This is a genomic window from Devosia sp. MC1541, from assembly GCF_012847305.1.
Lineage (GTDB): Bacteria > Pseudomonadota > Alphaproteobacteria > Rhizobiales > Devosiaceae > Devosia.
The window spans coordinates 1-13,353 of record NZ_JABBDZ010000022.1; the positions used below are offsets into that span (position 1 = coordinate 1).

Annotated in this window: 12 protein-coding genes; 4 read left to right on the forward strand and 8 right to left on the reverse strand. The window is 57.7% G+C overall.

Features of this window, described 5'->3' with window-relative positions; all coding sequences use genetic code 11:
• The coding region (locus HKD40_RS16435; RefSeq protein ID WP_169196412.1) for an integrase core domain-containing protein at nt 1–167 on the forward strand (167 nt) is incomplete at its 5' end.
• Between the two features lie 345 nt (nt 168–512).
• Here the strand turns inward: HKD40_RS16435 and HKD40_RS16440 are convergent.
• From HKD40_RS16440 to HKD40_RS16475, 8 genes are all read right to left on the reverse strand, one after another.
• Nucleotides 513–2,156 carry a Na/Pi cotransporter family protein gene (locus HKD40_RS16440; protein WP_169196869.1) on the reverse strand — a complete coding sequence of 548 codons (1,644 nt, stop codon included), beginning with the start codon at nt 2,154–2,156 and terminating at the stop codon, nt 513–515.
• Between the two features lie 49 nt (nt 2,157–2,205).
• Nucleotides 2,206–3,111 carry a sugar phosphate isomerase/epimerase gene (locus HKD40_RS16445; RefSeq protein WP_169196870.1) on the reverse strand — a complete coding sequence of 302 codons (906 nt, stop codon included), beginning with the start codon at nt 3,109–3,111 and terminating at the stop codon, nt 2,206–2,208.
• A 66-nt stretch (nt 3,112–3,177) separates the two neighbouring features.
• The gene (locus HKD40_RS16450; protein WP_248306116.1) at nt 3,178–3,960 is read right to left on the reverse strand and encodes an ABC transporter permease; all 783 of its coding nucleotides are present in this window, start codon (nt 3,958–3,960) and stop codon (nt 3,178–3,180) included.
• A 122-nt stretch (nt 3,961–4,082) separates the two neighbouring features.
• On the reverse strand, nt 4,083–4,952 hold the full coding sequence (locus HKD40_RS16455; RefSeq protein WP_169196886.1) for an ABC transporter permease: 870 nt from the start codon (nt 4,950–4,952) through the stop codon (nt 4,083–4,085).
• 56 nt (nt 4,953–5,008) lie between these two features.
• On the reverse strand, nt 5,009–6,001 hold the full coding sequence (locus HKD40_RS16460) for an oligopeptide/dipeptide ABC transporter ATP-binding protein (protein ID WP_169196872.1): 993 nt from the start codon (nt 5,999–6,001) through the stop codon (nt 5,009–5,011).
• Nucleotides 5,998–7,011, reverse strand: coding sequence for an ABC transporter ATP-binding protein (locus HKD40_RS16465; RefSeq protein WP_248306114.1), 1,014 nt, complete (start codon nt 7,009–7,011; stop codon nt 5,998–6,000). Before HKD40_RS16465 ends, HKD40_RS16460 begins: the two co-directional genes overlap by 4 nt.
• Before the next feature lie 57 nt (nt 7,012–7,068).
• The gene (locus HKD40_RS16470; protein ID WP_169196873.1) at nt 7,069–8,670 is read right to left on the reverse strand and encodes an ABC transporter substrate-binding protein; all 1,602 of its coding nucleotides are present in this window, start codon (nt 8,668–8,670) and stop codon (nt 7,069–7,071) included.
• Between the two features lie 36 nt (nt 8,671–8,706).
• Entirely contained in the window at nt 8,707–10,095 is a 1,389-nt protein-coding gene (locus HKD40_RS16475; RefSeq protein WP_169196874.1) for an amidase, read from the reverse strand.
• Nucleotides 10,096–10,517: 422 nt separating this feature from the next.
• Between HKD40_RS16475 and HKD40_RS16480 the strand changes: the two genes are divergently transcribed.
• The 3 genes from HKD40_RS16480 (at nt 10,518) to HKD40_RS16490 (ending at nt 13,314) form a co-directional block, all read left to right on the forward strand.
• Entirely contained in the window at nt 10,518–11,471 is a 954-nt protein-coding gene (locus tag HKD40_RS16480) for a phosphotransferase (RefSeq protein WP_169196875.1), read from the forward strand.
• Complete coding sequence (locus tag HKD40_RS16485; RefSeq protein ID WP_169196876.1) at nt 11,468–12,397, forward strand: choline/ethanolamine kinase family protein; 930 nt, start codon at nt 11,468–11,470, stop codon at nt 12,395–12,397. Before HKD40_RS16480 ends, HKD40_RS16485 begins: the two co-directional genes overlap by 4 nt.
• Before the next feature lie 128 nt (nt 12,398–12,525).
• Nucleotides 12,526–13,314, forward strand: coding sequence for a DeoR/GlpR family DNA-binding transcription regulator (locus HKD40_RS16490; protein WP_169196877.1), 789 nt, complete (start codon nt 12,526–12,528; stop codon nt 13,312–13,314).
• Nucleotides 13,315–13,353 lie beyond the last annotated feature (39 nt).

The window sequence follows — 13,353 nt, forward strand, 5'->3', positions numbered from 1 at the left end:
GATCGCACCGGTCAGATCAACAGGAGTTCTACCAGCTGCTCAGCTACAAGGGCGATGTTGATCTCGAGGCGAAACTGAACGAGTGGGAACGGTTCTATAACTTCGCCAGGCCGCACGGCGCGTTCAACGGAAAAACCCCTTACGAGGCCCTCCGAGAAAAGCTATAATCAGACAGAAAGATGTCCCGAAAGCACCTGCAGCTTACAGTCGGTGCCACTGCAAGCGCCCGACAATTAGCGAGGACTGTTCAGACAGCGTTGGTGAATGTTGTTCCACTGCCGCGCTTGTCGCCCCCTAACCCAGCTTGTTGCATCCAGACACAACGCATGGACCATATTCTCAACGTTGCCGGATAACGTCCGTTGAACCACTGCCGCACTGATCAAAGCCCGACCTCACCTTCAGCGTCTTTCGCAGTAAAGGGCAAAGGTACGGTGCAAGGTTGATCTATCGCAATAACTCCCGTCGCGCTTCTGTCGTGACGAAATCCAATCTTGCCATCCGGAGAATAATTAGGGGTCCAACCGTAGGTGTCCGTGATGAGCGTCATCGACAAACGGTAGAGCGATGCTGGCAACCATCGAATTGATTTGCCGCATGGCGCGCATGGTTTCGAGGTGGATGTCACCCGCCCGGTTGGTCTGAGTGGCATCGGCCCGCAGCCTTTGGATGTGGTTGATGACATTGGCGCGCTCGGCGAGGGCCATTTTCTCCTTGGTGCCAAGCAAACGTTGCGCCGACAAATGATCTTCGCTCAACATGACGTTCAACGATAATTGCAGGTTCTCGCTCACGCGCCGGTGGATTTCGAACAATTCGTCCCAATCTGCGGCACGAAACACATCTGGCTGGCGGGAATATGCGCGCGCCAACTTTACGAGGCGTCCAGAGATCGTATCTGCAGCAAATTCCAAGTTCACGGCAAAGTCCGCAAGCGCAAAGCAACGCCATGCCCTGTCCGACTGGTCATCGTCATAAACGATGCGGGCGAGGTAATGCTTAATCTCCGTATGGCGTCGGTCCACCTCGCTCTCAAGCTGTTTGATCTTCTGGATCTTCTCTTGATCGGGGTACTTGAACAGTTCCGCAACGGGATGGAGCATTTCCTCGACATGACGTGCCATAGCCAACATCTCGCGCTTTACGCAAGTTTCAGCGCTGCGTGGGTCTTGGAGCAGACGCGGATCAAGACGCGAATTTTCGCCAGCGTCGGCATTGGTGGTGCGAGCATCCGGCACCAGTCGCTGGATCATTGCGGAAACAACGCCCACCAAGGGCAGCCCGAGGACCAGCATCGCGATGTTGAACAACAGATGCAACTGCACGATGCCTGTGGGACTGGAGAACCAGCCGACGACCGCAAAGCCTGATGGATAAACGATGGCGAGAGCCGCTCCGGCAAAGACCAACTTGAAGAGGAAATTGCCCAAAGCAATGCGACGGGCGGCAATATCAGCTTTCAGCGTCAACCCGACGGCGATGAGGCCGCCGCCAACATTGGCCCCAAAGACCAAGACGACAGCCAACTCAAATGGAATGATCCCCTGCCCCATGAAGGTGGCGATAAGCAGGATCGAGGCGATGCTGGAATGGACCAGCCAAGTAAAAACAGCACCCACTACAAATGCCGTCAGTACGTCGCTGTTGAGATATTGGACCGCCGGAACAAGCATGGGTGCATCCCTGAGCGGCTCTGTGGCGTCCCCAATCAGCCCCAAGGAGATCATGACCAGTGCAATTGACAGGCCAATCCGACCAGTCTGACGCCATTTGCGGCTGGAGGCTCCTAGGTACAGGGCTCCGCCGACCAAGCCCAAAAGAGCAGCAAGCCATGACAGATCAGTCGCAAGCACTTGCAGGATCAATGCGGATCCGACATCGGCCCCGAGCACCATGGCAAGAGCAGACGCCAAGGGCAGTGTTCCGGTTGCTGCAATTGCTGAGACGAGAAGTGCAACAGCAGTGGAGCTTTGCAATAGGGCAGCGGTCAGCAGCCCTGTGAGGGCGGATGTTGGCCATCCGCCCTTAGGGTTATTGGTGAGGCGCGACAGCAATGCTCCGTGCCCACGCTCGACACCACTGCGCAACATGCGGATGGCCCAGAGCAGCATCATGATGGCGCCACCAAGCTGCAAAAGCGCGTGATACAAGGGCAATTCTTAACCTCACCGCGCCGGTCTAACCGGCGCATTTGACACTATTGGGTTAGACCCGATTATTGACCAGCGCCTGCAACTGACGGGCTCGCGCCAAGCTTGCCGGCTGTTCAGCACCAAAACGCCGATTGCTGACCTCCATCATCAGGGCTGTATCGGGCAGGAAGGTTAGTTCCGAGAAAATCTCTTCCCAATTGATATCACCCCAGCCGAGCGGCAGGTGCAGGTCACCCAAACCGAGAGCGACGCCATCCTGCGGATAATAGAACGGCGTCGCGCCGCGCATATTGCCGTAGGAGTCGTGAACGTGGAGATGGCCCGTGACCGGCGCCATGGCACGAAGTTCGGTCATGAAGTCGAGTCCGCGATGGGTGCAGTCAATGTAAGCGTGGCCAAAGTCGAGCGTACCAACCAAGTTAGGATGGTTGATCTCGCGCAGCATCCCCGCGATCTCGGACGGCAACCGGCGATATTCGCCCTGGCTGGTGAGGAAGCAGTTTTCAACGGCAATGCGAACGCCGTAAGGCTTTGCAAACTCGGCGAGCTCGTAGAACGCGTCAGCTTCGCGCTGGTCCGCGCCGGCACGGTTGAGCGGAGTGTCGGCCCGAACACGTCCGCTGTGCTGCACCAGCACGCGAGCGTCGATGCGATCACAGATCTCTACGACAGCCTTGGCGACCTTCAACTGGCGATCAAGCGTATCCGGATCCATGAAATCGGACGAAACCAGACCATGCACGGTATACTTGAACTTGTAGTCGCGCGCGACCTTCTCTAGGCGGGCCATACGCTCTGGCATGATGCGACCGTTGGCGATGAGGTCGAGGGACGTCACACACATCTCTACAACTTCAGCGCCAATTTCGGCGAGGTTGCGCATTTCCAGCTCATAGCTGGTGAATTCACCGTCGGTTGAAGCTGCGTTGAAACCAACGCTAGTGATGCAGGCAGTCATTGAAGCACGGTCCTTTATTTGGTCGATCTTCGGGGCAAAACCGCCCCTATGGATGAGGTGAGTTTGTTATCTGAGAGCTGGGTCAAGACGGTCACGCAGCCAGTCTCCGACCAGCGACATGCTTAGGGTTGTGACGACGATCACCAAAGCCGGTGCCAGCAAAATCCAAGGCGCGGTATGCAGATAATCGCGGGCATATCCCACCATGCTACCAAGCGAGGTCATGGGAGGATGGATACCTAAGCCGAGGAAGGACAGGCCAGCCTCAAGCAAGATGACCTCGGGGAAATTCAGCGTCAGCGAAACCACCAGCGTCGAGGCGATGTTGGGCAGGATGTGTCGCATATAGATGCGCCACGGCGATGCACCCAGATCGCCTACCGCGTTGGCGAAACCATGCTCACTGAACGAGATGGCGAGACCACGGGTGACGCGCGCAATGCTGGCCCAGCCGGAAAAGCCCAGCAGAATGGTGAACAGCAGCAGCGAATTGCCAAGGAATGCCAGCACCGCTAGGGCGATGATCATGAACGGGATGGCCGATTGTGCGTCGATGAACATCAAAATGATCTGCTCAACTACGCCTCGCATGTAGCTGGCGAGGAAACCGAGGCCAACGCCAAGGACCGTGCTCAATATGGTCGCGGCCAGCGCAAGGGCCATCGACGTTTGGGTCGAGGCAAGTAGGCGAGCCAGAACGTCGCGCCCCAGTTCGTCTGTGCCTAACGCATGTTGCCAAGTGCCGCCGAAGAAAACTGGTGGCGAAAGGCGGTTCTTGAGATCCATTGCTTGGAAGTCAGCGCCGATGATCAGGGGCAGGAACACCACGATTAAAACGACGAAAGTCATCCATGCCAGCGAGAGCAGAACCGTCAGCGGCCAATTGCGAAGGAAGGTGCGCAAGGGTGCGCGACCGGTAAGTACGCTGCCTGAAGCCTTTTGGGTCGCAGATGATAGGTCTGTGGGGCTGTTCATTCGCCGACACCCTTACTTGCGCGCATGCGCGGATCCAAAAAGCCATAGAGCATGTCGACGACCAGATTTGAGAGGACCATTGCTGCACTCACCAGCAGTGTAATCACCTGAACTACTGCCAGATCGCGCGCCGCGACCGAGGTCACAAGCAGCCGACCGATGCCCGGCCACGAAAATACGGTCTCGACCACGACGGCTCCGGTCACTGTGGAGCCGACCATGAAGCCGAGAATGGTGACGATGGGCACGGCAGCATTTGGCAGGGCGTGACGACTAACCACCGCACCACGGCGAAGTCCTTTGGCAGACGCTGTACGAATGAAGGGCTGCCCGTCGACTTCAAGCATCGCTGAACGCGTATAGCGAGCAATGACCGCGGCGCCGATGAGCCCGATGGTGGCCACCGGCAGCACCAGGTGTGCCAAGGTGCCGGAGCCACCTGTTGGAAACCACCGAAGGGTCACTGAGAACACTAATGCCAAGACAAGGGCCAGCACGAAGCTGGGAACAGTATACCCTACGATCGAAACCAGAATGATCAGACGGTCAAACCAAGTATTGCGGTACAGTGCGGCAGCAATGCCCGCAGGGACGCCGATAGCGATCGACACCAACAGAGCTGGCACCGTAATTGCCAATGTCTGGGGGACGTGGCGCAAGACCATGGACAGCGCAGGCTCACCTCCACGCATCGAATAGCCGAGGTCGCCATGCATCACAGCCCAGATGAACTGGAAAAATTGGATATGCAGGGGCTGATCGAGGCCCCAGCGTTCCCGGAAGGCTGCTATTTCGGCAGCGCTTACGTCGGGACCAAGCATGGCAACCGAGGGGTCACCTGCCAATCGCAGGACGATGAAGCACATACTCACAACAGCCAGAATGGTGACCAGAGCGCGCAGCAAACGGACGAGAAAGTACCTCAAGGCGTAATCACCGAGTTTGTGTTTCCACCCTTCACGAGATGACAGGCGACGCTATGCTGGCCGTCGGTGATCATGGGTGGTTTAATCTGGGCGCACATCGGCATCGCAACTGGGCAGCGAGGATGGAACGTGCAGCCAGATGGCTTGTTAACTGGGTTCGGCGGCGCACCGGTAAGTAGCGTTCGCGTCGATTTCTCAGCGCGCTTTGCCGAAGGTATCGCAGCAGCAAGAGCCAAGGTGTAAGGGTGCTGTGGCGCCCGGAAGATGGTTTCCGACGGGCCCTGCTCGACGATCTCGCCGAGATACATCACGGCGACCCGGTCCGAGATATGCCGGACAACTTTGAGATCATGGCTGATGAACAGCGACGCAAACCCGGTCCGCGTTCGCAAGTCATCAAGAAGGTTCAGCATTTGGGCTTGAACGGAAACGTCAAGCGCCGATACCGGCTCATCGAACACGATGAGCTCTGGCTCCAGCGCTAGGGCGCGAGCGATCACGACGCGTTGCCGTTGGCCACCGGAGAGCTCGTGAGGGAAACGCTGCGCGTGATCCGGACGCAGACCGACATCGGCCATAAGGCTGGCTACACGCTCGGAGCGCTCCGCCTTAGGCATGGACTTTTGATGGATATCGAGCGGCTCCCCGATCTGATTGGCGATCGTCCAACGGCGGTCAAGTGCGCCCAGTGGATCTTGATAGACCATCTGCAAATGACGACGCATTTCGCGCCAGTGGGCATCGCGCTTGGTGCCAACGGTGCGGCCATCAAATGTGACCGTGCCGCCACTACGGGGGATATGCCCCAGCACCAACCGGCCCGTGGTCGACTTGCCACATCCGGATTCGCCTACGAGGCCGAGCGTTTCACCTTTATTGATGGAAAAGCTTACGCCATCGACAGCTTTGAGGGTGCGAGCTTCCCCCCGGAACGTGGCGGGCGGAAGTTTGTAGTGTCTGCTGATATTTTCAACTTCGAGCAGTGTCATGAAGCCACTCCTTGAGAGATCGCCTCTAGGCGGACACAAGCCGCATGATGGGTCGCTGATTTGCCGATGGACTGCATGGATATAGCGCCGGACCTGCATTCGGACGCCGCACGCTCACAGCGGGGAGAAAAGAAGCAGCCAGGTGGTAGGCGATCAGGCGCAGGAACGGTGCCCGGAATAGCAATCAATCGCTGCCTCGGGCCGGTCAAATCAGGAACTGCGGCCATCAAGCCGCGCGTGTACGGATGCTGCGGATTGTCGAAAATTTCATCGCGATCGCCGGTTTCAATAACCCGCCCGCAGTACATCACTGCGACGCGATCAGTCATCTCAGCGACAACGCCGAGATCGTGCGAGATGATAACAAGCGCGCTTCCGGTATCCTTCTGGATCTCCTGCAGCAGCGCGAGGACTTGGGCCTGAATTGTCGTATCGAGTGCGGTTGTCGCCTCGTCGGCGATCAGCACTTCAGGTTCGCCGGCCAGCGCCATTGCGATCATGATGCGCTGGTTCATACCGCCGGACATCTCATGTGCATATTCTCGCATGCGCTGTGGCGCATTTGAAATGCCGACACGGTCGAGTAGCCGAACGGCCTCCGCACGTGCAGCTTCGCCGGTGAGGCCACGGTGTAAGCGAAGCGCTTCAAGTAATTGTTTGCCGATCCTGTGAACTGGATTGAGGGAGCTCGAAGGATCCTGAAAAATCATAGCGACGCGCCCACCGCGAACGCTTGAGAGCGTTTTGTCAGAGGCGTGAACCAGTTCCTGGCCCATGACTTTGGCCGAACCGCCGACTTTTGCGCCACCGCGCAATAGGCCGAGGGCCGCAAGCCAAGTAATCGATTTGCCACAGCCCGACTCGCCCACAATGCCGAGCGTTTCCCCTCGCGCCAGATCGAGATCAATGCCGTGTAGGGCTCGGACAAAACCTTCGCCGTGGCGAAAATCGACCGTGAGATTACGTAGTGAGAACACCGGGGATTCTGCGGGGGCAGCTGTCATTGTCATAGAGGAAGTCTCCGCAAACCGGGGTTCCGAGGCCCGAAGGCCCCGGAACTGTGTTGCTTATTGGACGATTTCGAGATTACCTGCGCGGAAATCCATCGAGAACAGGCTGGACCAGTCCCACTTGATATCCTTGCGCTTGCCGTAGAGCATGATGTTCTCATGGAGTACGGTGTAGACCGGGTCCTCACGCTCCGCGATTTCGAGCATGCGGCGGAACGCGGCCTTACGGACAGCGGGATCCATCGACGTCAATAGAATGTCGCACTGCTCATTGAGAACTTCGCTCTCCCATTCGCCCGTGCCAACGATAGCACCCTGGTGGCAATAGAAATTACCGAAGGTTGCCACTGGGTCTGGGAAGACAAGCGAATTGCCGAGGTCGCGGATCATACGCTCGCCGGAGCCTGGCGCAGCGGCCTTGTCGTTCACCTGAGCCCAGTTTTCCTTGATCTCGATCTGGGTCTTGACGCCGACAGCTTCCCACATCGAGGACAATATCTGCGCAGTGGAGACCTGGTTCACGTAGTAGTTGTTCAGGATACGGTAGGTGACGGTCTCGCCGTTGTAACCAGCCTCAGCCAGAAGCTTCTTGGCCAGTTCTGGATTGTACTCCGGAGCGGTCCAGTCGCTGATGAACATATCGCCATAGGCCTCGAATTGAAGGCCTGCGGGGATGCGGCTCATGCCGGCATAGAGCGCGTCGATGATAGCCTGGCGATCGATCGCATGGGCCATTGCCAAACGGACGCGCGGATCCTGCATCGGGCCATTGTGCTTATCGAACACGAGCAGGCGCAGATTGGCAGCGCCGCCACCAACAACCTCGAACTTGTCATCCGCCTCGGTGGCCGGAATTTGATCAGGCATCACGTCAGTGATGAAATCGTATTCGCCAGCGAGCAGGCCGTTGATACGGCTGGAGCCTTCAGGCACGACGACGAAGCGCAGCTGCTGAACGGCAGGCTTGCCGCCCCAGTACTCGTCGTGAGCATCGAGAACGAGAAGCTCGTTGTGGCGGAACTCAGCGACCTTGAATGGGCCAGTGCCGACCGGAGCCTTGAAAAAGTCACCATAGGTTGCGGTGGCTTCGTAGTCGGCCTTCGACACGATTTCGGCGCCGAGACGCTGCATACGCTGCTCGAGAACCGGGTCTGGCTTTTCCGAGTTGACGCGGACTGTGAGATCGTCAACTTTTTCCACCGAAATGCCGGACCAAAGGCGTGTTGCGGCTGCCTTCAATTCTGGCGGGACGCCCCTGCCGTCTTCAACAGCACCGAAGCGTTCCGGGGAGAAGCTGAAGACAACGTCGTCTGCCGACAGGGTCGCACCGGAATGGAACTTCACATTGGGGCGAAGCTTGAGCTCGATGGTGTCTTCGTCGATCCGCGTCCAGCTTTCAGCCAGCGCGGCGCGCGTGGTCAGCTCTGGATTCTGACGATCGAAGTCGATCATGGTTTCAGCAATGCTGTCTGCAATACGCTGGGAAACCAAGCTCTGGTCGGCCAGGAAATCGAGCACGCCACCATTGACCACCTGCGGAACCGCGATGGTGATCACAGGGCGGTCATCTGCGTGAGCCATGCCTGCCATAAGCGCGGACAGAGCCCCGCCGATGGCCAGTGCACGAGCTTTCGTGCCTAGCTTTGGAACAATCTGCATTCGTTAAATCCCTCCTTTTGCCCCCTCGGGCGACGACTAGTTTGGTTCTGCGATGTCGGGCGTCGCGCCCAACATTGTTTCCAGTGCAGCAAGCAGCTGCACCACACCCCAGTCGTCGAAACGACGACCGATGACTTGAACGCCGATTGGCAGGTTCTGAGCAGTCATGCCGCAATTAACAACGGCACCGGGCTGGCCTGTCTGATTAACCAGCGACATGAAATTGGTGTGACGGAGGGCGGACTTAGTGTCTGCTCCGACATCATCAGCGGGGAAACCGTGTACAGGCGATGCCGGCGTCAGCATGTACTGCAGGCGACCGAAATGGCGGTACATCTGCGCTTTGGCCTTTTCCAGCTCCTCGAGAGCGCTTGCGTAGTCGATTGCGCTAATCTCTCCCGCTGCCTCGCAAGCCTGCAGAGCATAGGGCAACATGAGGCTGCGCTTTTCGGCAGGCATAGCGTTGTATTCAAGGCGACTGCGCAGGAAGAACAGCTTGTTCAAGGCCTCGCTTGGGTCGAACTCGATCAAACGATCAACGGGCACGATAACGGCACCCGCAGCTTCAACCTCGCGCGCAACGCGCAGGATTGCCTCACGGATTTCAGGCTCCGTTTCACATCCAAAGCCCGCGTCGAGACAAAGGCCGATCTCCATGCCCTTAAGTTGAGCCGGATCCGCATCCTCGTATCGACGCTGCTCGGGAGGAATAGAGCCGAAGTCGCGAAGATCCTCGCCCGACAGAACAGTCAGGAAGGTGGCCATATCCTTGACATTGCGAGCCAGAGGACCGGCGCTGCGGACAGCACTCGGTGGCAAATGCGGCACACGACCCTGTGTCGGCTTCATGCCGGCAAGGCCACACATGGCAGCCGGCATGCGCACCGAGCCAGCCATATCTGTGCCGATAGTCAATGCGCCAATGCCTGCAGCTAGGGATGCTGCACCGCCGCTGCTGGAGCCGCCAGTATTATAGGCAAGATTAAAGGGATTTCGGGTGGTGCCGTGCGCAGAGCTGACGCCCGCTGCGAACATACCAAAGTCTGGCATAGTGGTCTTCGCCAGAATGACGCCACCAGCTTCCTGGATGCGCGCCACAGGCGGCGAGTCCGAGGTTGAGAGCGGATTACCAAGATTGGCAGCGCAACCGCGAACATAGGGCGTCCCCTTCATCGCGACACTGTCTTTGATGGTCATCGGCACACCGTCGAGCGGGCCCAATGCAGCGCCATCGCGCCAGCGCTTCTCCGATGCAACAGCCGCTTCTAACGCTCGCTCCGGCATTGGCGCAAAGATCGCGTTGATCGCTGGATTGACCTTTTCGATACGTTCGAACGCAGCCTTAGCAGCATCTACAGGAGACAGCGCACCGGAGGCATAGCCCGCAGTGAGTTGCCCAAGGGTCATTTTCCAGATTTCGGTCATGCGTATCTCAATGTTGCAACTGAAGGCGAAGCTGGCGCAGCGCCGGACGGAATGGGAATTGCGGTTTGCGCACTAGAAACGCCGCTAGCGGCATGTTGCGCATCTGAATCGGAAATGGCGGAGCCACGCGGCCAATAGGGCAATGTCATCTCAGTACACGCGAGCGACTGCTGCGCGCCATGACCAGGAAGAACTACGGGCGAGCAAGCGATGGACGACGCCACACTGGCGCACTCCCCTCCCCTCTCGCTATAGCGCTGCAATACTGGCATTGCGACCCTCCGTTTTTGAGATTTGTACTATTCGGGCAGGTCGTCAAGTCTATTCGGTCATAAAAACACATATTCGGTTTGAAAGGTTGACGTTTTTTCGATTATTTGAGCTAATATGGGCCGAGACTGAGACAAAACGGGCAAATTCGCATGGAAATCGACAAGACGGAGATTGACTTCCGCCTGACCGCTGCACTGGCAGAGTTCCATCTTCAGGGCGCCACGCTTCTGGAATGGATTGCGCCCTACGCAATGTCGATGCACACAGGCCTTGACGCTGACAGCGCCTTCATAGAGTGCGATGGCGCCCAGTATTTCCTCAAGCTTCACCACCAAGAACTTCCCGGGGCAGCTGATTCTCATTTGGCAGCAATGGCCGCACGGGCTGCGGCTCGCGTAGGGGCCGCACCCGGCTTTGTCGAGCACGCCCCTCACTCGGGTGCCACTCTTTTTGAACGCGCTCCCACTGGCTGGCATACGGTCATGCGACCTGACTTCGACAATCCAGACATCAAAGCATCAGCTCTTCGGACGATAAAGCGCTGGCACGGAACCGACACCCTGCCGATCGATCGACCTGCTTGGCATTTCATCGATGCAACATTGACGGCAATAGATGCAATTTTGGGAGGGGCCAGCGAGCAAGCTCAGTTGGTCGTTCCTGAGGATTTCGAGGTCCTGCGGCGCCACTCTGCAGACTTACTAAAAGTCATCGCCTTATCGCCAGCACCACAGGTTCCGCTGCATGGCCAAATCCTGGCGAGCAACATGCTCGTGGGACCCGAAAACCAGATTCTCTTGGTCGACTTCGACCATGCAGCGAACGGAGATCCCCTCTGGGATTTGGCCGCACTTGCGCTAGCCTTTGACTGCCCAGACGCAGAACATGCGGAATTGTTAACGCAATATGGGATAGCTGCCGAGGCGCACACCTTGACGCGCCTTCATGCTTGCATGGCGCTCCTAGATATCGGTTGGGGACTTTGGGGCCGGCTGGCGCACTTCTTGTCGCCGCGCAGCAACATTGAATTTTTCAAATATGGCGAGACTCGACTCGTGCGAGCCCGCGGCCGCCTCGCGGCACAATCTGGAGCGCAGCTATGACCGATCGCGATGCAGTCTCACGCTCTCGGAACCGGGTGGTGGAGGCACTTGGACGTTGGGCAGACCGGCCCGACGGGCGTGCAGAGATCCAACGTATCGGCTTGGGCTTTACCAATTATAACTGGCGCGTAATCTGGCCAGATCGGACCAGCCATTTCGTCAAAAGCCCCGGAGAAAAAACAGACGGCCTGATCGAACGCCAGACAGCAGTCGACGCGTCACGAAAAGTTGGCCTGGTGGGAGTAGCGCCGCAGCTTTTGCACGTCGACGCCCAGTCTGGAGTGGAAGTCTATGAGTTTCTCGACGGTTTCCGAGGGGCGAACCTCATCGACCTGCACGATAGCGATATCCTTGCCGGCATCCTAGCAGGATACCGTACGGTGCACCGCAGCCAACGCTTCCTCTCGACGGCGACTGGATTTGAGCAGATTGAGGCGCATCTTCACCACTTGGCGCAGCTCAACATCGCGCTTCCCAGCCAGTTCACCAGTTTAGAGCCAGCGCTCGCCCAAGCCCGTGACGCAATTGAGGCCTCCGGCATCGACCTTACAGGTAGCTATAACGATGCCCACATTACAAACTATATGATCGGCTCAGGTAAGACGGTCAAAATCATCGACTGGGAATACGCTGGCAATAACGATTCTGCTTGGGATTTAGGGGGGATCGCGTTCGAATCCTTTATGACCCCAGAACGAGAACGTCTGATGGTCGAGCTCTATTATGGTTCTTGGCGTGCGGACGCCGCCGCGCGCATCTACCTGTACAGCAATCTAACGATGATGAAGTGGTCCCTTTGGGCATTGCTGCAGTCACACCTGTCGACGATGGGCTATGACTTCCGCCAGTACGGCCAATTCCTGTTGGCACGGGCGCAATACGGCATTTCTAGCCCAAGATGGGAGGCCGCATTGCGAGCCGTATAGTATGCAAACAAGATATTGTCGCGCCGCTTTACACCCTAAGGCGCGGCAGATATGTCGACCGAATATTGCCTATTCGGGCATCGCTGTGCACAATGACAGTGCTAAGAGAACAGACCGGGAGGTTGAGTATGCGGCCTCATGATCGCCACGAGGAAATTGTTAAGTTAGTCAACGCGCTAGGCGAAGTCAGCGTCGATGAACTTGCAGATAAGCTCGGCATGTCCAAGGAGACGGTGCGTCGCGACCTCGTCAATCTCGATGCGACGGGGCGTATTCACAAGTTTCATGGCGGTGCCCGTACCACGCCAAACGGCGTGAGCGAGCCCCTCGGAGAGGGGCCATTTGCCTCCCGAATGCTAGAGAACAGAGACCAGAAGCGGCTCATCGCCAGAGCAGCCGCAAACGTGCTCGTGCCGGGCGACTCGCTGTTTCTCGATACAGGCACAACGACACTCTTGTTTGCCGAAGCCATCGCTAACTTGAGCCGCCTCACCGTCATTACCAACAGCTCCCGTATCGCTGCAATCGTTGCCGCCGGGCACGATCACAAGGTTTTCCTAATCGGCGGCGCCTATAGCCATGACGCGTCGGAAACGGTGGGGACGCTCGCCGTTGAGCAAATACAGCGTTTCCGTGCGCGCTATGCCTTCCTTACAGTGGGCGCTATCGCCCCATCGGGACTGCTCGACTTCGATGAGCGTGAGACGCAGATCGCCCAGGCGATAATCGAGCGCGTCGAGACCGTTAATGTTCTTGCGGACTCCTCGAAATTTTCAAAGCGCGGCATCTTTGAAGTCGCCCCTTGGTCGAAAGTCGGCAGGCTGATTTCTGAGTGCCCACCACCAAAGCCCATTGCCGACGCCATGGCAGGCGCGGGCACCCAAACTCTGGTTGCCACGCTGGACTCTGCCATCTGATCTAGTCGAATATTCTAGCTCACACGGCGAGACGGACTC